This window comes from Alteromonas sp. CyTr2 (assembly GCF_947311905.1).
GTDB classification, from domain to species: domain Bacteria; phylum Pseudomonadota; class Gammaproteobacteria; order Enterobacterales; family Alteromonadaceae; genus Alteromonas; species Alteromonas macleodii.
Genome location: NZ_CAMZMZ010000012.1, coordinates 63,585 through 85,759, shown reverse-complemented (window position 1 = coordinate 85,759; position 22,175 = coordinate 63,585). Strand labels below are relative to the sequence as shown.

22 protein-coding genes, 1 tRNA gene and 1 pseudogene are annotated in these 22,175 nt (G+C 42.3%); 11 read left to right on the top strand and 13 right to left on the bottom strand.

Annotation, left to right across the window (positions count from 1 at the left end; translation table 11 throughout):
* The first annotated feature begins 3 nt into the window (after nucleotides 1-3).
* Both QME20_RS08955 and QME20_RS08950 read left to right on the top strand, forming a co-directional pair.
* Nucleotides 4-1,125 (top strand): ABC transporter permease, encoded by a 1,122-nt coding sequence (locus QME20_RS08955; protein ID WP_168462637.1) that lies wholly within the window; start codon nucleotides 4-6, stop codon nucleotides 1,123-1,125.
* Nucleotides 1,126-1,209: 84 nt separating this feature from the next.
* Nucleotides 1,210-1,490, top strand: a pseudogene (locus QME20_RS08950) (transposase); the annotation flags it as partial.
* A gap of 201 nt (nucleotides 1,491-1,691) precedes the next feature.
* On the opposite strand, the gene QME20_RS08945 reads toward QME20_RS08950, so the two are convergent.
* From QME20_RS08945 to QME20_RS08890, 12 genes are all read right to left on the bottom strand, one after another.
* A complete protein-coding gene (locus tag QME20_RS08945) occupies nucleotides 1,692-2,867 on the bottom strand; it encodes an MFS transporter (RefSeq protein WP_281715806.1) in 1,176 nt (391 codons plus the stop codon).
* Between the two features lie 374 nt (nucleotides 2,868-3,241).
* The gene (locus QME20_RS08940) at nucleotides 3,242-3,490 is read right to left on the bottom strand and encodes a hypothetical protein (protein ID WP_168462635.1); all 249 of its coding nucleotides are present in this window, start codon (nucleotides 3,488-3,490) and stop codon (nucleotides 3,242-3,244) included.
* A 908-nt stretch (nucleotides 3,491-4,398) separates the two neighbouring features.
* Nucleotides 4,399-5,265 carry an SIR2 family protein gene (locus QME20_RS08935; protein WP_168462634.1) on the bottom strand — a complete coding sequence of 289 codons (867 nt, stop codon included), beginning with the start codon at nucleotides 5,263-5,265 and terminating at the stop codon, nucleotides 4,399-4,401.
* A 60-nt stretch (nucleotides 5,266-5,325) separates the two neighbouring features.
* Complete coding sequence (locus tag QME20_RS08930) at nucleotides 5,326-5,733, bottom strand: hypothetical protein (RefSeq protein ID WP_168462633.1); 408 nt, start codon at nucleotides 5,731-5,733, stop codon at nucleotides 5,326-5,328.
* A gap of 135 nt (nucleotides 5,734-5,868) precedes the next feature.
* Nucleotides 5,869-7,185: a hypothetical protein gene (locus QME20_RS08925; RefSeq protein WP_168462632.1), complete on the bottom strand. Its 1,317-nt coding sequence runs from the start codon at nucleotides 7,183-7,185 to the stop codon at nucleotides 5,869-5,871.
* A gap of 232 nt (nucleotides 7,186-7,417) precedes the next feature.
* Nucleotides 7,418-8,329 carry a hypothetical protein gene (locus tag QME20_RS08920; protein WP_168462631.1) on the bottom strand — a complete coding sequence of 304 codons (912 nt, stop codon included), beginning with the start codon at nucleotides 8,327-8,329 and terminating at the stop codon, nucleotides 7,418-7,420.
* Nucleotides 8,326-8,637 (bottom strand): helix-turn-helix domain-containing protein, encoded by a 312-nt coding sequence (locus QME20_RS08915; protein WP_168462630.1) that lies wholly within the window; start codon nucleotides 8,635-8,637, stop codon nucleotides 8,326-8,328. Before QME20_RS08915 ends, QME20_RS08920 begins: the two co-directional genes overlap by 4 nt.
* A gap of 13 nt (nucleotides 8,638-8,650) precedes the next feature.
* A complete protein-coding gene (locus QME20_RS08910; protein WP_168462629.1) occupies nucleotides 8,651-8,974 on the bottom strand; it encodes an AlpA family phage regulatory protein in 324 nt (107 codons plus the stop codon).
* A 93-nt stretch (nucleotides 8,975-9,067) separates the two neighbouring features.
* Nucleotides 9,068-9,787 (bottom strand): hypothetical protein, encoded by a 720-nt coding sequence (locus QME20_RS08905; protein ID WP_168462628.1) that lies wholly within the window; start codon nucleotides 9,785-9,787, stop codon nucleotides 9,068-9,070.
* A gap of 91 nt (nucleotides 9,788-9,878) precedes the next feature.
* Nucleotides 9,879-11,120, bottom strand: coding sequence for an integrase domain-containing protein (locus QME20_RS08900; RefSeq protein ID WP_168462627.1), 1,242 nt, complete (start codon nucleotides 11,118-11,120; stop codon nucleotides 9,879-9,881).
* A 166-nt stretch (nucleotides 11,121-11,286) separates the two neighbouring features.
* A tRNA-Ile gene (locus tag QME20_RS08895) sits at nucleotides 11,287-11,363 on the bottom strand.
* Nucleotides 11,364-11,488: 125 nt separating this feature from the next.
* Nucleotides 11,489-14,242, bottom strand: a complete 2,754-nt coding sequence (locus QME20_RS08890) for a choice-of-anchor B family protein (protein ID WP_278345998.1) — start codon at nucleotides 14,240-14,242, stop codon at nucleotides 11,489-11,491.
* 84 nt (nucleotides 14,243-14,326) lie between these two features.
* Between QME20_RS08890 and QME20_RS08885 the strand changes: the two genes are divergently transcribed.
* The 3 genes from QME20_RS08885 (at nucleotide 14,327) to QME20_RS08875 (ending at nucleotide 16,741) form a co-directional block, all read left to right on the top strand.
* Nucleotides 14,327-15,136 (top strand): MbnP family copper-binding protein, encoded by an 810-nt coding sequence (locus QME20_RS08885; protein ID WP_014948461.1) that lies wholly within the window; start codon nucleotides 14,327-14,329, stop codon nucleotides 15,134-15,136.
* 71 nt (nucleotides 15,137-15,207) lie between these two features.
* A complete protein-coding gene (locus tag QME20_RS08880; protein ID WP_281715805.1) occupies nucleotides 15,208-16,257 on the top strand; it encodes an MbnH family di-heme enzyme in 1,050 nt (349 codons plus the stop codon).
* 154 nt (nucleotides 16,258-16,411) lie between these two features.
* Nucleotides 16,412-16,741 carry a hypothetical protein gene (locus tag QME20_RS08875; RefSeq protein ID WP_061094359.1) on the top strand — a complete coding sequence of 110 codons (330 nt, stop codon included), beginning with the start codon at nucleotides 16,412-16,414 and terminating at the stop codon, nucleotides 16,739-16,741.
* A gap of 48 nt (nucleotides 16,742-16,789) precedes the next feature.
* Here QME20_RS08875 and QME20_RS08870 read toward each other — a convergent pair whose 3' ends face one another.
* On the bottom strand, nucleotides 16,790-17,449 hold the full coding sequence (locus QME20_RS08870) for a hypothetical protein (RefSeq protein WP_014975806.1): 660 nt from the start codon (nucleotides 17,447-17,449) through the stop codon (nucleotides 16,790-16,792).
* A 312-nt stretch (nucleotides 17,450-17,761) separates the two neighbouring features.
* On the opposite strand from QME20_RS08870, the gene QME20_RS08865 reads away from it, so the two are divergent.
* The 6 genes from QME20_RS08865 to QME20_RS08840 all read left to right on the top strand — a co-directional run bounded on the left by QME20_RS08865 (nucleotide 17,762) and on the right by QME20_RS08840 (nucleotide 22,123).
* Nucleotides 17,762-18,088, top strand: a complete 327-nt coding sequence (locus QME20_RS08865; RefSeq protein WP_281715804.1) for a DUF3718 domain-containing protein — start codon at nucleotides 17,762-17,764, stop codon at nucleotides 18,086-18,088.
* Between the two features lie 152 nt (nucleotides 18,089-18,240).
* Nucleotides 18,241-19,002: a LytTR family DNA-binding domain-containing protein gene (locus QME20_RS08860; RefSeq protein WP_014978485.1), complete on the top strand. Its 762-nt coding sequence runs from the start codon at nucleotides 18,241-18,243 to the stop codon at nucleotides 19,000-19,002.
* A gap of 138 nt (nucleotides 19,003-19,140) precedes the next feature.
* Complete coding sequence (locus tag QME20_RS08855) at nucleotides 19,141-19,542, top strand: CidA/LrgA family protein (RefSeq protein WP_239220363.1); 402 nt, start codon at nucleotides 19,141-19,143, stop codon at nucleotides 19,540-19,542.
* On the top strand, nucleotides 19,539-20,249 hold the full coding sequence (locus tag QME20_RS08850) for an LrgB family protein (protein WP_049585942.1): 711 nt from the start codon (nucleotides 19,539-19,541) through the stop codon (nucleotides 20,247-20,249). Before QME20_RS08855 ends, QME20_RS08850 begins: the two co-directional genes overlap by 4 nt.
* A 366-nt stretch (nucleotides 20,250-20,615) precedes the next feature.
* Entirely contained in the window at nucleotides 20,616-21,611 is a 996-nt protein-coding gene (locus QME20_RS08845; protein WP_014975809.1) for a response regulator, read from the top strand.
* Complete coding sequence (locus QME20_RS08840) at nucleotides 21,611-22,123, top strand: PAS domain-containing protein (RefSeq protein WP_239300001.1); 513 nt, start codon at nucleotides 21,611-21,613, stop codon at nucleotides 22,121-22,123. The genes QME20_RS08845 and QME20_RS08840 overlap by 1 nt, the downstream gene beginning before the upstream one ends.
* Nucleotides 22,124-22,175 lie beyond the last annotated feature (52 nt).

Genomic DNA, 22,175 nt, shown 5'->3' with positions numbered 1-22,175 from the left:
ACCGTGGATATTAAAAATGTAGGCCAGCTAGGTGTAAAAGAACTTTGGAGCTTGTGGCGCGACCCGGCCATGCTTATTCTTATTGTCTATGTGTTTACGGTAAACATCTACACGGCGGCCACTGCGGTACCTGAATCTTTGCACAACGCGCCCATTGCCTTTGTCGATCATGACAATTCGCAGATGTCTAAGCGTATAATAGATGCCTTTTACCCCCCTTATTTTTTAACGCCAGATCTTATTGAAAGTAATGAGGCCGACACGTATTTAGACACGGGTAAGTATACCTTTGTTGTGACCATTCCCCCTGAATTTGAAAAAGATATTATGGCCGGGCTGCAGCCCGATGTTCAGGTAAACGTTGATGCAACACGTATTAGCCAGGCGTTTACTGGTAATGGTTACATCACAGAAATAATCACCAGTGAAGTGAACACCTATTTCCAGGGTTATAAATCCGACATCGATTACCCTGTCGAGTTGATCATGCGAGCCCGATTTAATCCAGCGCTTGAAGGTTTTTGGTTTGGTTCTGTGATGGAGCTCATTAATGCGGTAACAATGATCGCCATAATTTTGTCTGGGGCTGCGCTTATTAGAGAAAAAGAGCGTGGCACTATAGAGCATCTGCTGGCTATGCCAGTTTCAGACAGTGAAATTATGCTGTCTAAAATACTAGCCTCGGGAGTAGTGGTTTGGGTTACTACTTTGTTTTCTGTTTATTTTATTATTCAGTGGGTACTCTCCGTCCCCATTAATGGCGAAATATGGCTTTTCATGGTGGCTGTTGCTCTACAATTATTTGCCGTTTCGAGTATGGGAATTTTTATGGCTACCATTGCGCGATCTATGCCACAGTTCGGATTGTTGCTTATCTTAGTTTTACTGCCCCTACAGTTGCTATCTGGTGGGGTAACACCAAGAGAAAGCATGCCTGGGTTCATTCAAAGCGCAATGCTGTTAATGCCCAATACCCATTTCGTGGAGGCTTCCCAGGGCGTGTTGTATAGAGGAGCAGGCATTAGTGTTGTTTATCCTCAGTTGTTAGCGCTTTTAGCTATTGGCTGTGCGTTTTATCTTATAGCGCTTAAAAGGTTTAAAAGCACCGTCGGCAGCATGACTTGAGTTCTAGTATATATTTCGGGGTTGAACTCGCGGTACCCAATATGTAGATCATTCTATCATTTGTAATCTCTGGTTGAGTCTTCACCTGATTCTGAAGTAGTTGTTGCAGACAAAGGCTACGGCAGTCAAGCTTTTCGAGACTTAGTGAGCAGTCGTAACGCTAACCATGTCATCCCAAGAAAAACCAACAGTAAAACGGGTAATGATGATATTGATTGGCGATGTATCGCTATCGCCATTTAGTCGAAAATGCCTTTTTGAAAATTAAGAGGTTTCGAGCCGTAGCGACTCGATATGATAAGATAGCCAGAAACTACCATAGTTTGGTGGCACTGGCTTTTGCGATTATGTGGCTACCAATGTGAATTGACTCGAATATGTACAGCAAAGGTCAACACGCTCTAATATCCTTTTAACAATAATTACTCCCAACCACTTCGGGAGCCTCATCATTATGGGGATGGATTTTAGAAATCAAATGGGCAACACGACTCGATTTTCACTATTAAACACCTTAAATGGTGTACGTTTTATCATTACAACGGCATTGCCGCACAAAAGCTGAGTTAATTCCTCTTCAGTGTTGTACAGATGAGGATACTTGCAACGCTTAAGCCGCAAGAGGACAAACAAAAAGAAATGATAGGTTCTAGGGTAATTAAGGTCACCGCGTAAGCGCCTATTGCTGCTCCTGTTAGGTGAAAAAAGCCGGTTAGTGCCGCTAAAAAACCTGCGGATTTATCAGAGTAGCCAAGCATGATAGTTACGCTGCAGGGCATTGCGATGCCAATAAAAAAGAAGGTGATATAGCAATAAGTCAAAATACCCATTAACCCTTTTATTGCGAAGGGGGAAATAAGTAACCAAAAAAGCACTGAAAGCACAGCGATAAACAAGCTTGAATACTTGAATTTAAACAATGGTGAAACAGAGGCTAGTCGAATATTGATTATGCTTCCCATCACAAAAGACAGCGTGGCTAGAAGCGAATATATCGAGAACACAGTTTTGGTGAGTCCGAATTGCTGCATTATCATAGACGGCGAGATGGTAATGAAGCTAAACACAATGCCATAAAGTAGTCCGCTGGCCATCCCCACTGAGACGATTTTCATCATTGTGCTTTTAATAAGCGCTAAAGTATCGCTAAAGACGTTCTCTGAGGTTGTCGGCATATACTGTTTGAGGGTGGTGGAAACTGAAAGCAGTAAAAGTAAGGCGAATACTCCCATTACTAGTACAAAATAAAAGATAGATGAAACTCCGAAGGGCTCGCCTATTAGTGTACCTACTAGTGGCGCTATTGCTGGCGCGATAGCGAATGCAATGTTGATAAATGAAAGTGAAACATTCAGCTGCTTTTCGCTAAATATCTGACGTGACAGTCCGCGCGATACTGAAACGCCAACCCCACCGCCTAAGCCTTGAATGACTCTTCCTAAAAGAAAGGTATTTTCTTCGGTGGCAAGTGCCACCGTAAGCGTACCGGCGATGAATACTAAGACTCCGTACAGTAGAAACTTTTGTTTGTTTAGGTAGTCGCAGGCGACACCAGACACTAACTGCGAAACTGAGAACGCGATAAGAAACACGGCCACGCTTTTTTCAATTATTCCCACATAGCTGTGGTATATAGCAGCCAAATCAAAAAAGAAGGGGCTATAAATGCTGGTAGAGAGTTGGCCAAGAATAGACAAAATGGTGAAGGTTACCGTCAGCGAATAAAACGTATGGCGTGACATGGTGTGCTTCATCTAAGGGGAACCAAACTATGGGTAAAGAAACAGTGCAGTTAGGCTACAGATTTGGTGTTACAGTTTTAATAAAGACGCTTTTTTTGAGTTTGAGAAAACTGATATCGTGATGATATAAGCCAGTGGTGACTAGTAATTCTAGGAAAAATGGTGGCCCACCCTCACCTGAATAAGGTGGGTAAAGTACTGAAATTTATGTTTTTATTTTATGGTTTGCTTGATAGTGTTACTTTCAGTGTTACATTGTTTTGGCGCTAGACTCGTTTTCGTTCCCTGACGAACGCTACTGAAACTCAACTCAAACGTGTTGGCTACCTTGATGAACCATTAGCTTAAAAAGTTCTGCTAAAAGTTTGTAAAGTTCAAAATACGGTAAACAATTGTAATACTCCAAGCGCTATAATCGGCGGCTTTATCCACGCCCATATGGTCATAGCGCCTAGCGACATTTTTTCGCTAGCGTACATGAGCGTTAAAAATCCTAAACCCCACGAAAGAAGCATGGACACAAAAAATGCCAGTAATCCTGTTAACCAATCCATATCTATTCCTAAATAAATAGGTGGCGCAAATAAGAAAAATGTTGTCCAGAAGTTTTGTATTGGTGTCATTCTAACGATCCTTGTTCAATATGCTGGTTGAGTATCAATTAAAGTGTAAGATTATGACATGATCAAGCGATCCTATAGAGTTGTCATCTATTCATTGAACGTCCTACAGCTAACTGAAATAGAATGAGTTTGGCAAGCTCTAACATTACTGTATCTTTTTTCATTTGCCTTACTGGCTGTCATATATTTTTAAGGATTAAATGTAGTGAACAAGACAAGCTGCGCATTGGTTACCATATCGAATAACTAAACAACAACTGTTCTCCAAAATATCTCGTGCATAGCACGTATTTGAGGTGCGTATTACCCGTTGTCATGAAAGCCTTTGGGAGTACCTTTTTTAGTACGCACCATGTTAATTATGTAACACTCCATTTAGTTAACATTATGAGAACAATGGGGTAATCTTGCGGTTCAAGATAGCTCAGATGAAATTTGAAGAGAGTTAATCGCAATAACATAGCCTGACAGTTTTATGTGTGTTGAATAATTGAGAAGTGAGGCCGAGGCGCAACTGGAGCGTAGTCGCTGATCCAATAATTTGGTGTTTTATTTTAACTCCTCCGGTGTTGCCGCAATCTTGCCGTTCTAACTGAAATTCGCTTGGACTAACAAGTTTTGACTGGTAGCTAAATTGCGATATCGGGTTTTGTCAGGTAATGGAATGTTAGGTTTTATTAGGTTGGAGATTAGTCCTTTTGAGACATTTTTAAAATATTTCCAACTGTAATACCGGAGCGTTGAATATATCGTTGATTGTTTGAGTAAAGCCAAAACAAGTTATTTTCTAATAATTAGGCGTTGAATTTGGGTTCTCAAGACCGAATTGGACCGCGCCCCCAGACTCCTAGCTTCGCTCTTTAATAACCCTTACCGTAGTCTTACCGCGTATTACTGCTTCAACATTCTCAATTAACGAAGTTTTTAATGAAAGATTTATAGCGCCCAGCATAGTCATTGCGTGTTACGTCTTTATGCACTACATCAATGTTAAATGATTCTAATAGACCTCGCTTCTCATCTTTGATATCGGTGGTGTAGAAGGTTACCTTGTTTTTGACAAGCCCCTCTGCCACAAAACGAGCTCGCTTATTAAGAACCCACCAAAGATCGATTTCACTATAGTCTAACGACAGCCCAATAATATGTACGTTGGTAGAAAAAAATAGGTCAACCCATGAAGTTAAACAAAAAGCTTGAGTGGTTAGCTTGTCTTTCATTCGCAGAATATCGATCTTTTTTCCTCTTTCCTTAAAGTCGTATCTCCCCTTTACATATGCGTCCAATTTGCTTATTGAGCCACAGTAATGATCTAGGCCTAACATAATTGATTTTGGGTGTTCTATTTCACCATGAATATTCCATAAATATTTGGTGCCATTTTCAGTAGCAAACTTGCGTTTTCTTCTTAGGCTATAGATTTCTTCTGTGCTCAATTTTTCAGGTGATATTTTTAGAGCTTTCTCAAAAGCATAGTCATAATTTGTTGTTAAATAGTGCTCTACATCTAGAGAGGCCAGCAGCTCGAATATTTCATTTGAGCTTTGGGCTTGCATTTCATTCGCTATTTGATTTTTGATTTCAAGCTCATCTGACTTTCGTTTGTTAAACGAGTCATGTCTCTGCATGAATATTCGTTCGTAGACCATGGTATTTGGCAAATCACCATTCTTAAAAATAACAGAGCCTTTTATTCTATCAAGCAAGTTTGTCCAGCTAACCGCGTTATCTGAGACTTGATTAATTCCATTTCCGAATAGAATAGTGTTGCGCATTAATGATCCTTCGATGTCTTGCAGAGCAGTAGTCGTAGCGATTAAAATACTACGAATCGGTTATTTAATTTTGTGAATTTCTACGCTTCCAACTTTTTTACCTTCAGAGCTACCTCCGTGATGATGGTAAGGTCGACGGAAAAATAGCTCTACATTTGTGTTTTTTGTAATGAAAACATAATCTATTTTTGCCCGTCTAAAAGTAGAAGCCGCAGTCTTTATTGCCGATTCTTTAGAACTGAAAATTTGGTCGTCTTTTTGCAAATTTCCGCTTTGGCGAAGTACTCGTAAAAGATATTCGCCTCCACTTTGCAGTTTTGATGTGTCAGTTATCTGGTCGAGGTAAACAACGCTATCGTCATTTGGGTCATCCAGTTGACGCTCCCTTTTTGAAATCGTTGCCCATGTAATTATCATCATAATTACGCCGAGCACCAACCCTAAAATTGTATTAGTCTGTTCATCCATGTTTCACCTACGAAATTCATCCTTTCACTGCAAAAATACTGTAACAAACAGAATTTGTTAAGCAAAAAACAGTTGACTATAGCACATTTTGCGGGAGCAAAACGGCAACTCAACCTGCTATCTCTATTTTTTTGATTAAGGCTGCCCCGCTACCAAAATACTATTATCAATGTAACTGTTTATCTTACCTTCAGTTCTAGCGTTTTTGAGCATATCTCTATGCTTACTATTCTGTTTCGCTATTCGATTATCAAACAATGTAGAATTTAGACAGGCGGCAACAAGTAAGGCCAGGTCTTTCGAAGGGCATATTCTGTAACGCTTATAATATTTCGCATACTTCCTTGAATCATAAATCTCCGGCGATCGCCCATGAATAACTGAACCCCGTAGTTGGATCAAAAGTCTGATTCGGCTTTCAGATATGTCTATATTGAGAACATTTTTTACTCCATCAATAATAGATTGGGTTGCGTTCATGCTATCCCCATAGAGACTTTCTAAGCACATGAATAAAAAAGGATATCTCTCAGACTCATCAAGAAACCAAGCGCGATAGAAATATTCTAGTGCCTTAACTTTTCTTGAAGCTTCTTGTTCTGGAGAATCAAGAAGTGAATCGAGTGTTTCCAGAACAGGTATGTCCATTTCTTTGAGTATTAAATCTTCACTAACAGAAGGTGTATGCGGTGCACCTATTGAAAAAGACATCTGGTTGCCAAATGAACAGTAACCGCCTACATGTCTTGATAAGTTAAATTGATATCTGATGAAATTGTCATATTTGATAGATAATACCGCTAATATGGCAGCCTTATTCTTCTGAGCCTCCCTCAAATGCGGTGAAGTTGTACACAGCCAGGTCTTTAAGGGGTAATAATGATTATTTGTTTCATTCAAGGGAGGGAAGCGTTGCCCATTAACGTTAAAGCTTTTTAACTCGAATGGTTTCTTGACGTCACTTAAAGAATTAGGCTTTAGTAGGCTGAAATTTTTGCCAATATATTCGTTCTCTGCTCGTATTGTTTGTATGGGAAACGTGAAGAACTTTTGCTCAGGATTAAAAATCTCTGAGTCTGCAACTGCTTTTGAAAACAAAAGTAATGCTTTTTCAGATACAAAGTCATAGTAACTGGAATCAAATTCTTTCATGAATGTTTCGTCTGCCCAGATACTGTAGTTATCCGAGATCGACTTTTTGCATATACTGATGATGGCGCTAATAGGAATCTGTTTTAGATACTTATGTCCAAATTCCTTCGCAGAGAATGCCGCCTCCAGCATAGTGTCTTCATCGTAGTAAACCGTTGTACCAGAAATAAACTGCAAGCTTGGAGCACCTTTCTTGCCATACATAAACGAGTGTTTACTTGCTCTACCTTTACCATCAGTTCGAAACGTTGCTTTGAGTATTTTAGTTGCAACGTACCGCTCAGCTTGCCCATTCCCCATAGCGTAAATCCTTTATTTCTGTTCACATAGTTACCATCCGATTGCCGTGAAGCAACAGCACCTTTTATAATCCGGCTCTCGCTTGAACTGCAAATAAAACTGTACCGCCCAATTCCGTAGTTAGTACCGTTTTTTTAAACAGTCAACCATTTTGGGTCTTCGACTTATATTTTAATGAACAAAAGCGCTAGGAAGTAGGCAAAAAAATAATCGAAGAATTTAACCCCCTTTTTCAACTAGCTCTATCATAATCCGCCAACCATTCATCAGTCGTTTGCTCCTGAGGTAGCTTCCTATTTAGGGAGCTAGAATAGTCATCTTTATACGTTCTTTCTTGATTACTTAATTCGTAGTCTTTCGACAACGCGGCTTTTTCACACGTAGAGTTGTTACTACGTACTAATGTTTCTACGCATCTAGAGTATCGCTCAATCTCTTTACTAGAAAGGGTTGTAGAGTTTTCCTTATCGCAAGCGCTTATCGCTTCTGCTTGTCGCATAGTGTTATCGCTGGTGCTTACCACCAGTTTATCACTTTCTTGTCGCAAGCTTACCTCTTGCTTACCACTTAAATGCGCTTGTAACTCCTCAGAAACCAAGTTCAAAGGGCGTATTGTTTTGTTAACCAATTTTGCCTTTGTTGGGTGTGTATCTGCTGTAAAACATAAGTTTGATAGCCTCCCCATACGTTTATAAAATTCGCTGTAGCAAGAGAAAGCTAGGCCAGTTTCACGCCAAAATGCCACGAAGCTACTGCGCTTTTGAACAATAAATCGGTTCTTGGGTAACCTCTCGCCAGCCTTACCGCTTTTTGTCGTGCGCGTTCGTTCTAAACTGACATTGAATATTGCATTATAAGTTTCGCCTGTAACTACATCTACGAATTGCAAACAGACTCCAGACTGCCTGCCGTTGGGAAAACCACCGTTAGCATCTTTCTTACCAAAGTCTCGCGCTGAGTAACCTATGTATTGATAGATGGGTATTTTCAATATCTCAGATAACTCGTAAATAAGATGGTTACTGTATTTTCTTAGCCATTTGCTAGAGTAGTGCGGATCAGTTGGGTGACTCACAACAAGAACACCTCTGTTAACTGAAATATCACACCCCCTTGCTAAAAGCTCAGGGATGCGGTTTATCATGCTGCGTCAACTCCCGAAGCCGAATTATTAGCTGGTGGGTTATTGGCAAAGTAGTATCGAGCCACGCCAGTGTGTTTTTTACCTGTTTTGTCGACAAAGGTTTCTAGCACTTTCTCTATCTTGTGGCCCTGTGCGCGAAGCTCCAATATGCGCGGTGCAGGTGACATGATTCCATGCTCTCGAAATTCTGGTGTGCTCCTGCTTTGATATTGCTTTATCAATGCTATAATTTGGGCGCGCTGTGTATGAGCACTTGTATCTGTAGCATTTAGAACGCTGCTTTCTTGGTCGGGAGTGGCGTTTTTCATACTTAAGCCCCCACTAAGCTGAAAGGCGTTGCATGAATGAGCTTGCAAGCTCTTTGCGCTTATCCACCAGCAAGCAAACAAGCGCTTTAACCTGTTCATCATCTTGGCCTGCAGCGCGTGCCATCAAAACCGCCGATATTTCATGTTCAAAGAAACCTACCGAGCGACCACCAAGGCTGAAAGGTGGCGGCATTGTTTTGTCATGGATGCGTTCATGTAGACTAGTGTTGCTAAGTCCGGTTTTGTCTCGAACTTCTTTTCTGCGTAAAACAGTGGTGTTCATGTGTTCGGTTGGTTGGTTTAGCTGAGTTATCGAATTAACATCTGTGTTCATCATTGTTCGCCTATGTGTGTTTGACGAACAAATAATTACAGCTATTTACTTTCAGCATAATGGTCGAAAGCGCTCTCGACATGGTTGGATGCGCTTCTATCCCGTTTGTCGCTCGTTCTTTACTTTTCTTACCCAATCTTTTGCGGTACTTAACGGAATGGTTCGTTCAAAACCATCTAGCTTTTTTGTACTTTTATTATGAAGTTCTTTAGCAAGAGCATTAATTGAAAGTTCAGGGTTCGCATTTAAGTTTTGCTCAATCCATTTAATAGCTTTCGTTCTGCGCTTCAAATTCTTGCGCGATCCAACTGCAGACGATGACATAGCCAGTAACTCTTTCTCAGAGAACTTTTGAGTTAAAACCGTGTGGCTTGCAAAAATAGATTTGTAAGCAAGAAGACAGCCCTCGACTCTTCCAAAATCAAGCCCCAGTTGCATTGCTTGTTGACCATTTAGATCAAGGAGAAATCTCGCGTTTTCTTGTTGTTGGTGACTGTAGGTATTGAACACTTGGTTTTTATAAACTAACTCAATATGCTTTTCTAATTTGCGGCACAGCCCAATAAGGTTTAGAGCATCCGAATTAGTCTCAAATGCTTTATGAGCATCGAAATTTTCCCCGGAATCGTCTTCATTATGTATCTTTGGTATTTCCGATATTGAGTCCAAAAATTCTTCAGTAAACACTCGATATCTATTTTCTGGATTTTCAAGCCAGCTTTTAATCTCAGAGGGCTCAAGATCAAACCCATCAAACAAATCCATTTTTGGAAAAGTGATATTAGTTAGCATTGGACGAATAAAGCTAATATCCATATATCCCTCGATATATTCCCTAAATAATCCACCTAGCCAAGCCAGTAGGGTTCTGACAGTTCGGGAGCTACCCTAGGCTAAGTGAAAGTTCTTACACTACTCTCAATGATTTGTTTCTATTTGCTAGGCTCATATTTCCGGTAGCGGCCTGCTCAATGTGTGTTGACCACCACTCCATAATTACTCGTCTGCGCTCTAGGTAATCAGAACGGTTGTAAGCGTTTCTCACGCTATCTTTGTCAACATGCGCTAAACACACCTCTATTAACTCAGAATCAAACCTCTGCTCATTCAGTGCTGTGCTAGCTAGCGCTCTAAGTCCATGTGATACTAGCTCACCTTTAAACCCTATTCTTTTCAATGCCATGTTTGCAGTTTGTACATTAGCATGTTTATTTCGCCCCCTATGACTTGGAAACAAATATTCGCTACTGCCTCGCATAGCTTTGAGTCTATCTAATAACGCCAGTGTTTGAGGTGTTAACGGAACAATGTGCTCACGGTTTCGCTTCATGCGTTCTGCTGGAATTATCCAAACCTTATTTGCAAAATCGATTTCTTCCCATCTAGCTTTTGCGGTTTCACTAGGGCGCGTCATGGTGTGTAGTTGCCACTCAACAAGCAAGCGAGTGACAATCATTAGGTTGTGGCTGGTTAAATTTTGCATTAACTCTGGCAAGCGAGTAGGGCTTATCGTTGCCATTTTCTTGGGCGTTGGTGTAATGAAGTTTTTCGATATATGCGCGATGGGGTTGTTTTCAATTTTGCCGCTGTTAAGGGCAAGTATCATTATTTCGTTAATGACTCTACACAAGCGCTTTACTGTTTCTAAGCTGCCCTTTGCTTCAATGGGGCGAAGAATGTTTATCACCTCCACTGGTTTAATGTTTTTTACTGACACAGGCCCCAACTTGGGCAGCACATGATTTCTCAACATCTCCATATGCTTGTCTGCGGTCGCTTTCTTCACCTTTGAAAGCTTTAATTGAAACCATTCGTTTGTAATTACTTCAAAAGTACAGGCTAATTCAGCCTGCTTAATCTTAAGCTGCTCTTGAAAGTGAGTTTTGGGGTCAATGTGCTGATCAAGCAAACGTCTAGCATCAGAGCGCTTTTCTCTTGCTCTTGCCAGTGTTACATCTGGATAACTACCAAAGCCTAGGTTATTACGTTTCTTGGTAATAGGGTGCTGGTAGTTAAATATCCACGTTTTAGTGCCGGTGGGCTTTACACGAAGCGCTAATCCCCTCCCATCAGCGAGGTTATATTCTTTGGCTTTAGGCTTGGCAGTTTTGACTTCTGTGTCTGTAAGTTGTTTCGTTGTTTTAGCCATTCAATGTAACACCGTAAAATAAGAAAATAGGTGATGTTACAGACGATGTTACATTAGCTACCGAGTTTTATCGAATGTCCTCGACACTGCACGAAACGGAATTTGTGCGTTATGCTTTGTTTTTAAAGGGATTGTGAACGTAATAGAATATTTTGGAATGAAAAAATGGTGGCCCCACCCTGACTTGAACAGGGGACCTGCCGATTATGAGTCGGATGCTCTAACCAACTGAGCTATGGGGCCATTTTGAGATGTGCTGTGCAGTTTTCAATGCAATTTGCTATGCATAACAACCACAAGCGAGCGCAAGTATAAGCAGTTTTATTTGCCTTGTCACGCCTCGCTGGTGGCTTTGTGATTTGTTTGCTTTATTTTTGTTCACTAAGCTGTAGTTTATGTGCCTTGTTTGGTAATTTTACACGTCGCCACCCAAGAGCTAATGCCAAGCCTAATATGCTAAACAGAGTCGTAGAACCGCCTCCACCAGAGCTATTTGAATTAGTATCCGTTGGCAAGCTCACTACACTTTCGTTTACGGTAACAGTAACGGTGTCGCTGGCGCTAACTCCAAACTCATCGGTTGCAGTTAACGAAAAAGTTAAATTGCTTTGAGATGATGGGGCGGTAAAAGACATGGTTAATGTATCTGCATTTCTGATGGTAACCGTGTCGCCGGCGGTTTGCGTCCATTCTACGCTTGTTAACGCGCCTTCGGGGTCTTGGGCGCTTCCCGTTAATTCAACGCTGGCTCTTACATCGGTTTCAACATCTGTTCCTGCGTTTACCACAGGGGCTTGATTGCTCTCATCGTCTTTTATCGTAATCAGCGTTTCTACCACACCACCTAGAAGATTTGTGTCTTGTGCAGCAAGTACTAAACGAAATCGTTCGTTGTCTTCTTCGGTAGTATCGTTAATAAGCGCTATATTTATAGTCTTCGAACTGGTATCGCCGTCGCTCCAAGTTAGCGTGCCGCTTTGGCTGACAAAGTCTTCATCGCTCACTGCTGTGCCGCTTTCCAGTGAATAGTTCACACTTACTTCGCCTTCACTTCCGCCTTGGCGAACAATGTTTAACGCAAGTTCAGAGTCAGTCTCTAAAATAGTGCGTTCGCCAGTGCTTAATTCAATTTTTCCTTGCTGTGCAGTACCGTTAATAGTGACTTGAGCATAGCCGCTACCAGAGGTGATGCCTCCTCCTTGTGGGTTAAATAATCTGACGAAAAATACTTCATTGCTTTCAGTATTTTCATTAGCACCGATGCTTAACGTGATATTTTTAGCTTGTGATTCATCCGCACCCCAACTGAGTTCTCCAGACGCTAACATTACATCGCTGCTGGTGGCTGAACCCGCTATTACTTCATACGCAACTGTCATAGCCTCGGTACCTGTCTTATTAACAGGAAGGCTTAAGGTTGTATCAGCATCCGTTTCATAATTAGCCTGAGAGAAGGCCGCAACTGTTGTTGCGCTTAACGTATTGTCTTTTAATACAAACAAACCGCGCTGAATATCACTAACCAAAATATTACCGCTAGGTAGAAACGGGTATACGCCCCACGCACCATTAAAGTTGGTGCTGTTAAAAGCAGGGTAGGTGTCGAAAAAGCCAGCTTCTACAGGCGCGGTAGGATCTGAAATGTCTAGTACCGTTAAGCCACGCTCATAGTTAGACATATAGTAGCGGTTACCTCTTACGTAGCCGTTGTGATCGATAGTGCCGTTGTCACTGGTCCAAATGCTGGCAAGCACAGGTGTTGTGAGTGATGAAATATCAAAAATCATAACCCGGGTATTTAAGCTGAAGTTTCGCTCGTCCAACTCATCGTGAACAAAGGCATATTGCTTGTCTTCACTAAACCAACCGCTATGGGTGTAGGCAACCTCGTTATAACTAATACTACTTAGTTCAGAGGTACTATTTGTGTTCGTGTGATCCCAAAGGCGCATTGCATCTTCATTGAAGTCAAGCATAACCGTACATCCATCAGCCGTAGCATTCACACAGTCAGTTTGCGCTCTTGCGTCGGTAACGCGCATAGATGACGCATCATGCGTATAGTCGGCACGTGTAAGACCGCTAGGTATGTAAGACGCGGTTGGTGTTTGAGGTGAGGTTAGCGTATATGAACGAAAGGCTCCGCCGTTACTATCCTGACCAACCAAATGTAGCTGAGGCGCAGCGTCATTTAACGGTGTGTTTAGCGTGTAATCTACGTTTGAGATGTAGATATTGTGTGCACGGTTATCGTCGTTAATCCGCTTCGTTAAGCTAATACCATTAGGGAGGTCGTTAAGGTCAATGATGGTAAAACCTTCTGTTACGCTGTCGGCGCTGGCATAGGCGTACGCTTTAAAACGCCCCGCAGCGCTATCGAAATACTGATAGACCTTAATGTCGCGCCATGTCGTACTTTGACCGGTAATTTCACCCACTACTACCGGCGCTGTTGGCTCGGTTACATCTACAACGGCAATGCTGGCCTGCATGCCAACAATGGCATATTCTCTACGGTTGTTTAAATCGACGTGCCCCCAAATATCGTTGGTACTATTTGATACCGACGACAACACGTTAACAGGTACGTTAGAGAGTAGTTCGATATTGCTGCATGGGAAGTCGGCAGCCGTTCCATCTGTGCAAGCTTCATTTGCACTGACTTCGGAACTAAGAACCATGTGCGATGATGCCTGTGTTTGAAGGGAAGACGCGGCTTTTCCGTCAGTTATACTGTCGAACCCTTTTTCATAAAGGGCTTCTGATAAATAGATAGGCACATTAACTAGTGTAGTTTTGTGCAAAGCAGGCTTCTGTGCCTGGTAATGATCTTCACGAGAAAAGCCTCCTAATACTGGTAAAAGACTGTCGTTTAGAACTTGTGCATGCTGAGCGTTGTCGAAATAATATTGGCCTTCAGCAACGAGAATTTTGTCGCCTTTATTGGCCTGTCGCGCGGCATAGCTCAACGTTTTACAGGGCCTGAAACGGTTGTCACACTTGCCCGCGTCCACGCCGTCTTCGGCAACAAAACGCGCTTTGTCATGGTCTGTGTGTGCTTGTGCACCTTGACTCACAAATGCTAAAAGCAGCACTATTAGTGTTAATGGGAATGCATTCATCTTGTCGTCCGCACAAGTGTGTAATTAGAAAAAGGTAGTTTGTATAAAAAAACTACCAGATATCCAAAGGAAGTACATACGTAAATGAAAATGCCTTTTCGCATGAGTGTCATGCCTTCGTTACTCTTTGCGGCGCTAGTGTCGTTAACCGGCTGTGATGTCATTAACCTCAAAGGAAGAGAGCCTGGTGAAATCCCGTTTAAGTTGGTGGGAGTCGATACGGGGGCATGTCCAATGATCATGAGTATTGGACAACAGCGATGGAATATAGATTACTTCGGTTTTTACCTTAGTAAGCCAGAAGTGCGCATTGATGGTAAGTGGCAGCGGGTTAAGTTTAAACAAACCCAATGGCAGACGCCGAATATAGCATTGCTAAAGTTTCACAATAAGTGCAACAACCCTGATGATGCCAATAGCAAAATTGTATTAGATGTATCGGAAGAGCTTTTAAAGCTGTCCACAAACTTGCGCTTCACTATGGGTCTTCCCTTCGACGATAATCACGCTAACCCGCTTACACAGCCTTCGCCATTGAATGACAGTACAATGTTTTGGAGCTGGCAAAACGGTCATAAGTTTTTGCGACTGGATGTGTCTAAAGGCTCAGAGGAAACACGCAAATGGTCTTATCATTTAGGTAGCGTGGGTTGCGATTCTGAATCAGCAGTCAGGCCACCTGAAAAATCGTGTGCTTTCACAAACCGGGTGGAGTTTATTCTGCCGATGACCCAGCTTGATACTGATTTAGATTTGGAAGTATCGGTGTCTAACATTGTCGCGCAAGTTGATATAAACGAAGCGCCAAGTTGTATGTTCGAGTCTCCTGAAACTGAGCCCTGTAAAAAGCTTATTCAGAATTTAGTGCACAGGCCTTGGATTAAGTGGCAGTAGCGGCACTTTTAATTTGCACTAGAAGGCGAGCTCTGCTCGCTTTCAAGGCGGCAATTATCGCTCTTGTTGTAATGATTTTAGGAGCGTGCAGTAAATCGCCCACGCCTTACACTTGGAATTTGCCTCACAATATTCCACCGCCTCCCGTTCCCGCAGACAATCCTGTGACCGAAGAAAGCGTAATTTTGGGAGAGAAGCTTTTCTTTGATAAGGGCTTAAGTGCTAACAACACGGTTTCATGCAGCAGCTGCCATGAACCAGAGCATGCTTTCTCTGAACCTAAGGCGGTTTCAGTAGGCGCGAACGGAGACGCGCTAAACCGTAACGCATTAGCGCTAGTAAACGTGGCTTATAATGCATCCTTCACTTGGGCGCATAACAATTTAGAAAGTATAGAAAAGCAGCTGATGATCCCGCTTTTTAATGAACATCCTGTGGAAATGGGCGTTACGGGAAATGAAAAGCGTATATTAAAGCGCTTTGAGGGCAGCGAATATCGAGCGCTTTCTAAAGCGGCTTATGGTGATAATACACCCAATTTAAATAATATCGTAAAGGCGCTTGCTAGCTACGTAAGAAGTTTAGTGTCGTTTAATAGTGCTTTTGATAACTATGCTTACGCTCAAGATGACGATGCACTAACCGCCCAGCAGCTTGAAGGTTTGAATCTGTTTTTTTCAGAACGCACTGAGTGCTTTCACTGCCACGGAGGTCTGAACTTCACTCAATCGTCGAAGCATAGTTTTCAACCTTTTGCGGCTCAGCCTTTCCACAACACTGGCCTGTATAACGAAGATGGTAAGGGCAGTTATCCGGAATCGGACATGGGACTTTACAGCGTTACCCACAATAAACAAGACATGGGGAAGTTTAGAGCACCTACTTTGCGCAATATTGCCCTTACTGCGCCTTACATGCATGATGGCAGCATTGCCACCCTTGATGAAGTCATTGAGTTTTATGCTCGTGGGGGAAATCTGGCTGAAAGCCCTAACCCTTACCGCAGTCCGTTCATAAAAGGCTTTGCGATTTCTGAAGATGAAAAGGCGGCGTTGGTTGCATTTTTGCGCAGTTTAACCGACGAGCAATTTGTAAAAACACACACTACACGCAAAAATTAGCGATTTATTGCTCATTTTGTGTAATTTATGTTTATACTTTGCACACATATATCAACCAAATGCTTATGTGCTGATTGTTAACATCGTGATAAACTCAATCACTTACATTCTTTGTTAATAACTATAAAGCAGGTGAGCGGTCGCGGAGATGAGAATGACTGAAAAACCCTTCATTACAAGTGGTCGAAATACCATCATTCATAAAATAAGAAAATTAGATCTATTGGTGATCAATGGTGATGAACATCCGCCAATTCTTGTTACTTACAAAGGTATTAAGCAGTACGAAGGCAAAGTGCCTGAAAACAAGCGCGATGCTAAGATGATGGACATGGAACTAGTAGATGTAACTACTAGCGATGTGTTTGGCGACGAAAAAATATTATTGTTTGTACAAACCCTAAATGGGAAAGAGTATAAAGTTGATTACTCTAAAATTGGGACGAGCATGTTTATTAAGATTCACCAAGACAGCATTTTCTAAAACACACTTTACCCCATATTGGGGGAGATGTGTTTTTAATTGATGGGGTTAGGCAATCTGGCCCCAGTTATCTGCCTTAAGTGAATTGAACCCTCCAATTACCCTTCCTTTTCCTTTAAGCTGTACGTAACGCTTTTTGAAAATGTTAAACCGGCAGATATCCACTGGCGTGACTTCCGATGCATTTACGCCACTTACAACACCTGCAGTCTCCAACCCCTCAGCAATTAACTCTGAACAGAACCAGCTATTAAAGTCTTCTTGATTGTAGCTTATGCTGCCGAACAGGGGATGTTCATCAATCGCGTCCACTGCTGAGCCGAATAGCTGTAGCACGTCGTAAGGTTTCCCGTCTTGTTCAAACATGAAGTTAAAGAAGTCTCGCTTATTTTGCTCAAAGATACTTCTTGACGCGCTAGACAAGGGCAGCCACCAAATATCACCGTCATAAGATGCTACACGCTCGCTTAGTCTATTGGTCATTACCCCTCGCTTTCCTTTATACGATGTAGCTTCCATGACTTGATTAAAATATCGATTAGAATCTTCATCGCGCATCTTCGTTTGCATAACTATTGCCACATGCGTTACCGCAGAGCGTGTAGTGAGTTTGGTCCAACGAGAAAATAGGCTATTGCCACCAAATGCGATGATGTCACCAGGCTGCATATGCTCTCTAATAAGGTGGTACTGTTGCTGCTCTAACATGGCTCTTCCTTGAATACGTGTTAAGAAATTAGATTATTGTCTGCACCGCTAGGCGGGCAAGAGTATTTGCTTATGATTTTCCACTTTGCAATGTATGCATTTATAAGAATGTTGCAAAGTGTGTGTTAAGTACGACTAATAACAGTTTAGACCGATTATTAAACCTTAGCTTTTGTGTACTTGTCGCAACGTCTCAAATAGCGGTGCTTTAACGTTTTTATAGCGTGAATTTTACAAAGTTTCACTAATTTAATGGTGCGGGGACAAAAGAGGTAGTCACCGCGTTGCCGAATATTATCAGAGGAACTTGTTATGTTTATGTCACGCCGTGTTACCCAACTTGCTTTACTAGGAATAACCTTGTCGCTTACTGCAACAGTAGCGAATGCCGCCCCGTATCCCAAGTATGTAGAAAAAAACTTAATTGCAGTGTGTGAAGCGGTAAAAAGCGATAGCCGTTTGCGATTGCATCGCGCCGTGAAAGCGACGGGTTTTAAAATGCGATATATCCATGAAGGATTAGTGTGCAACGGGCAAGACATGCTTACTTTTGCACTTACTCATAATGCATCTAAAAACGCACAGCTGATTGCTCGTCGCATTAATGCTAGCCCTAGTGTACTAACAGCAAAACGCTAATGAAGAGTTTTCTACCCTGGCGATTGGGCTATGCAGCTTTTAGCCCCTTTTTCGCTTATTTTTACTTTTCGCTGTCTACATCCCATCACTTATTAAGACTGGGATAAATAACGCTGACAGCTATTACTGCTTGCACTTGCAAGGGATCGCAGATGATCGCACTGGTTTTTTTACACTCTGTTTCTATGCAAAACTCACTTTGCGAAATGCTAGAAAAGCTAGACGTATTCAGTCACGTTTATGGCGCGCAATCGGTAGGCCATTGTCTTGCCTTAGCAGAGAAATATCCTCAGTCCATCGGTTTCTATTCAGTCTCTCAGTCAAGTCGAAACCTTGCATCACGGTATTGGCTTGCAGTAGGAAACAAAGACGAAGAAGCGCTGTTAGCCTTTTCTCATAACGCGTCAGGATTTGTTAAATCACCACTTGAAGAACCCCAAGTATTAAACGCTATAGAGCATGTCAAAACCAAGTACCATTTTTATGAACGGGACTTTCAATTCAATATGCTGGTGAAGGGACTTTGTGAACAATATGGGGTGTCTGAACCTGCGCTTTTAGCTACATTGCGCCAGCAATTGAACAAAAGTGTTCAGCCAAATGTTGTAGGGATACGCGCTGAAAACGGGTGGTGTTGTTTAAATCCAGCAGAGATTAAATGGATTGAAGCTGCAGGTGACTACATGTGTGTTCAAACGCTATCAGAAAGCTACGTTGTCCGCACAACCTTGTGTGAATTACTTAAGCGTTTGGGAGAGCAGAATTTTAAACGCTGTAACCGCTCTGTGGCGGTCAACGCAAAACATATCGCGCACCTGGAGCAAAAACTCAATCAGCAGCGAGTTGTCATGCAAGGTGGCGAAGCGTTCAAGATTACTCACAAGTATTACTATCAGTTTTGGCTGACAGACTGAACGTCAAAGCGCATTTCAGTGCAACATTCTACTATACGACCATGGTACTGCTGGTGGTCTAACTCGCTTATCGTTACACTTACTCACTGAATTTTGGGAATAAGTACTAGGACCTGCAAGGCCTAATAAGGAGCGATAGTGCGAGATGTAAGAAACATGATAGTGGGCGCAGTTTTAGTATTTGCTGCTTATTATCTTGGGCTAGTTGTCGTTAGTGTGAGTACCCTTCCTATTCCAGGGCCATTAATGGGCTTGTTTCTTTTACTCGCGATGCTTTTTCTTTTTCCTCAGCTTGAGGTTCACACGGCGCGCTTTGTTACTTTTCCCTTGAAGCATATGTCCTTACTGTTTATTCCAGCCGTACTTGGCGTATCTATTTATTGGGCTGACATTCAGTCCAATGCACTTGCCATTGCTATCGCGATTATTGTAACGACCTCGATAAGTTTAGGGATAACCGCTTGGTTTTCGCAGCAATTGTTTAACAGCAAAAGCGGCAGCGGCTCAGATGTGGCAAGCAAGGGTGGAAAGCAAGAATGAAGGAGGCTCTACATCAAGCATTTAGCTTAACGGGGTTATTGTGGCTTAGCGTTTCAATAATTGGCTACATTATTGCTCTTTGGGTAAACAAAAAATGCAAAGGTCACCCGCTAGCGCATCCCATTGTCGTTACCGCGCTGATTGTGTCAGCTGGCCTTTATTTAACTGAAACAGGGGTTACTGAGTATCAACAGGCGGCTTCTTTGTTGCATTGGTTGCTAGGGCCTATCACTGTGGCATTAGCACTACCCATTTACAGACAATGGCAAAAGCTAAAGCACTACGGCTGGCGGTTAATGGCGAGTATTGCTTTTGGTGGCATACTCGCGCCTTTCACCGCGTGGCTTACTTTGTTTGCACTAGATGCACCGCGTGCAATACAAATTACCATGTTAGCTAAATCAATCACCACGCCCCTTGCTATGGAGTCGAGTGCACAGGTTGGCGGCATTCCCGCATTGGCTGCCGTTTTTGTCATTGTGACGGGTGTAGTTGGAGCCATTGTGGCTACTGGTGTGTTTGCGATCCTCAATGTACAAAATCGACAGGCGCAAGGTATTGCTATGGGCACGGTGGCCCACGCAATTGGTACAGCCAAAGCTATTCAAATGGGGGAAGACGTGGCGGCGATGGCGACTCTAGGTCTTTGTGTAAATGGTATATTTACTGCGTTGGCACTCCCTGTCATTTTTGGTTTCTTTATTTGATAGCTTTTCTCGTATCTTGGCGTTCTATCTATTCGCTGTGATTTAGTCTGACCAAGCCTGCAATCACCCGCCTTGACTAAAAGGTGCACAAGCTGCTGTAAAAACGCGTAGCAAAGAATCAACGCGCCGTGATGTTTGTGAGTAAAAACGTGCTGGCAATATTCCCCAAAAGTGCTATTTCTTAGTGAGGTGTTTCGTATCACTATATATATGGTATCTATTCAAACAAAAAGTAACCGGGTTACTGCGAAGTGTAAGTTAACTCAAATCGTTACTTCAGTTCACAGTAGTTGTGCCGATACAATTGAAATTGCTAGAAAATACCGGCGGTAGCTGGTTTCAAAAGCTAGGTGGTAAAAGAACTTAATGTTTTCTGTACTCGTATGTGACGACTCGTTAGTTGCGCGCAAGCAAGTGGCTAAATGCCTTCCTCAAGATTGGGAAGTGGCCGTACATTTTGCGAAGAATGGTCAAGATGCTCTATCGGCTCTCGCTGAAGGAAAGGGCGATCTTCTATTGCTCGACCTCAATATGCCCGTTTTAGATGGGTACGGCACATTAGAAGCAATTCAGAAACAAGGTCTTAAAACCAAAGTTATTGTTGTGTCTGGTGATATTCAGCCTGAAGCTCATGAAAGAGTGACATCGCTTGGCGCTTTGGACTTTATTCGAAAGCCGGTGGATCCTAAGAAGCTGGCCGAGGTACTAGATAAATTCAACATTCTTCATGTTGAAGAGGAAGAGCCGGAAGAAGTTTCACCGCTAGACCCTGAAATTCGCGATTGTTACCAAGAAATCACTAACATAGCCATGGGGCAAGCGGGGGATCATTTAGCCCGCACCATGAACGTGTTTGTTGAACTGCCTATTCCCAACGTTAATTTAATTGAAGTGTCTGAACTTCACATGATGCTTTCTGATATTGAGAGCCATGAGCAAGTTACTGCGGTATGCCAAGGCTTCTTAGGGCCAGGTGTTAGTGGTGAGGCGTTGTGTATTTTGAGCGACTCAAGCTTTGACGACGTGGCTAAAATACTCAATGTAGAAGGCGAAGTTGACGACCAGCTTCAGTTAGAGCTGCTTATGGATGCTGCGAGTATTTTGATTGGCACCTGTTTAACAGGACTGGCCCATCAAATGGACATTAACTTCAGCCAAGGTCATCCCATTGTACTTGGTCAACATCGTGCCATCACTGAAATTATCAGCATGAACCAAATAAAGTGGAAGCGAACCTTGGCGATTGAGCTTAGCTATGGCTTGGAAGGCTACAATGTTCAGTGTGATTTGATTTTGTTGTTCACGGAAGAGTCTATGAAAATGATGAATTCTAAACTCGCCCACTTGTTGGAGGATTTTTAATGAGCCAGCATTTAGATGAGTTACAAGAATTTCACTGGATGATGGACATGCTTCAAACGGTAGACGTTGGCATTGTCGTACTAGACCGCAACTTCACCGTGCAAGTGTGGAACGGTTTTATGGAAAGTCACAGTGGGCTTTTGCCGAGTGAAGTAAGAGACAAAACGTTATTTTCGTTATTTCCCGCAATCAAAAAAGACTGGTTTATTAAGAAAGCTAAGCCCGTTTTCGACCTAAAAACCCGTGCCTTTATGACATGGGAACAACGCCCTTATTTGTTCAAGTTTCCAAACTACCGGCCGATTACAGGTAGTGAGTCATTCATGTACCAAAACATTACACTTTCTCCTCTTACTTCTGCGACGGGTAAGGTGGATTTTATCAGTATGATGATTTACGACATGACTGATGTAGCGGTAGGTAAAAAGCAGCTAGAAGCGCTACAAGTAACAGTGTCTGAAGCGCAAGAAGCAAGCTCACAATCAGATAGAGCAAAGAAAACCTTCTTATAACCGCTACGTGTAACCCGTGAGAGTATATTGTTTATCTTGCGGTTCTATCTAC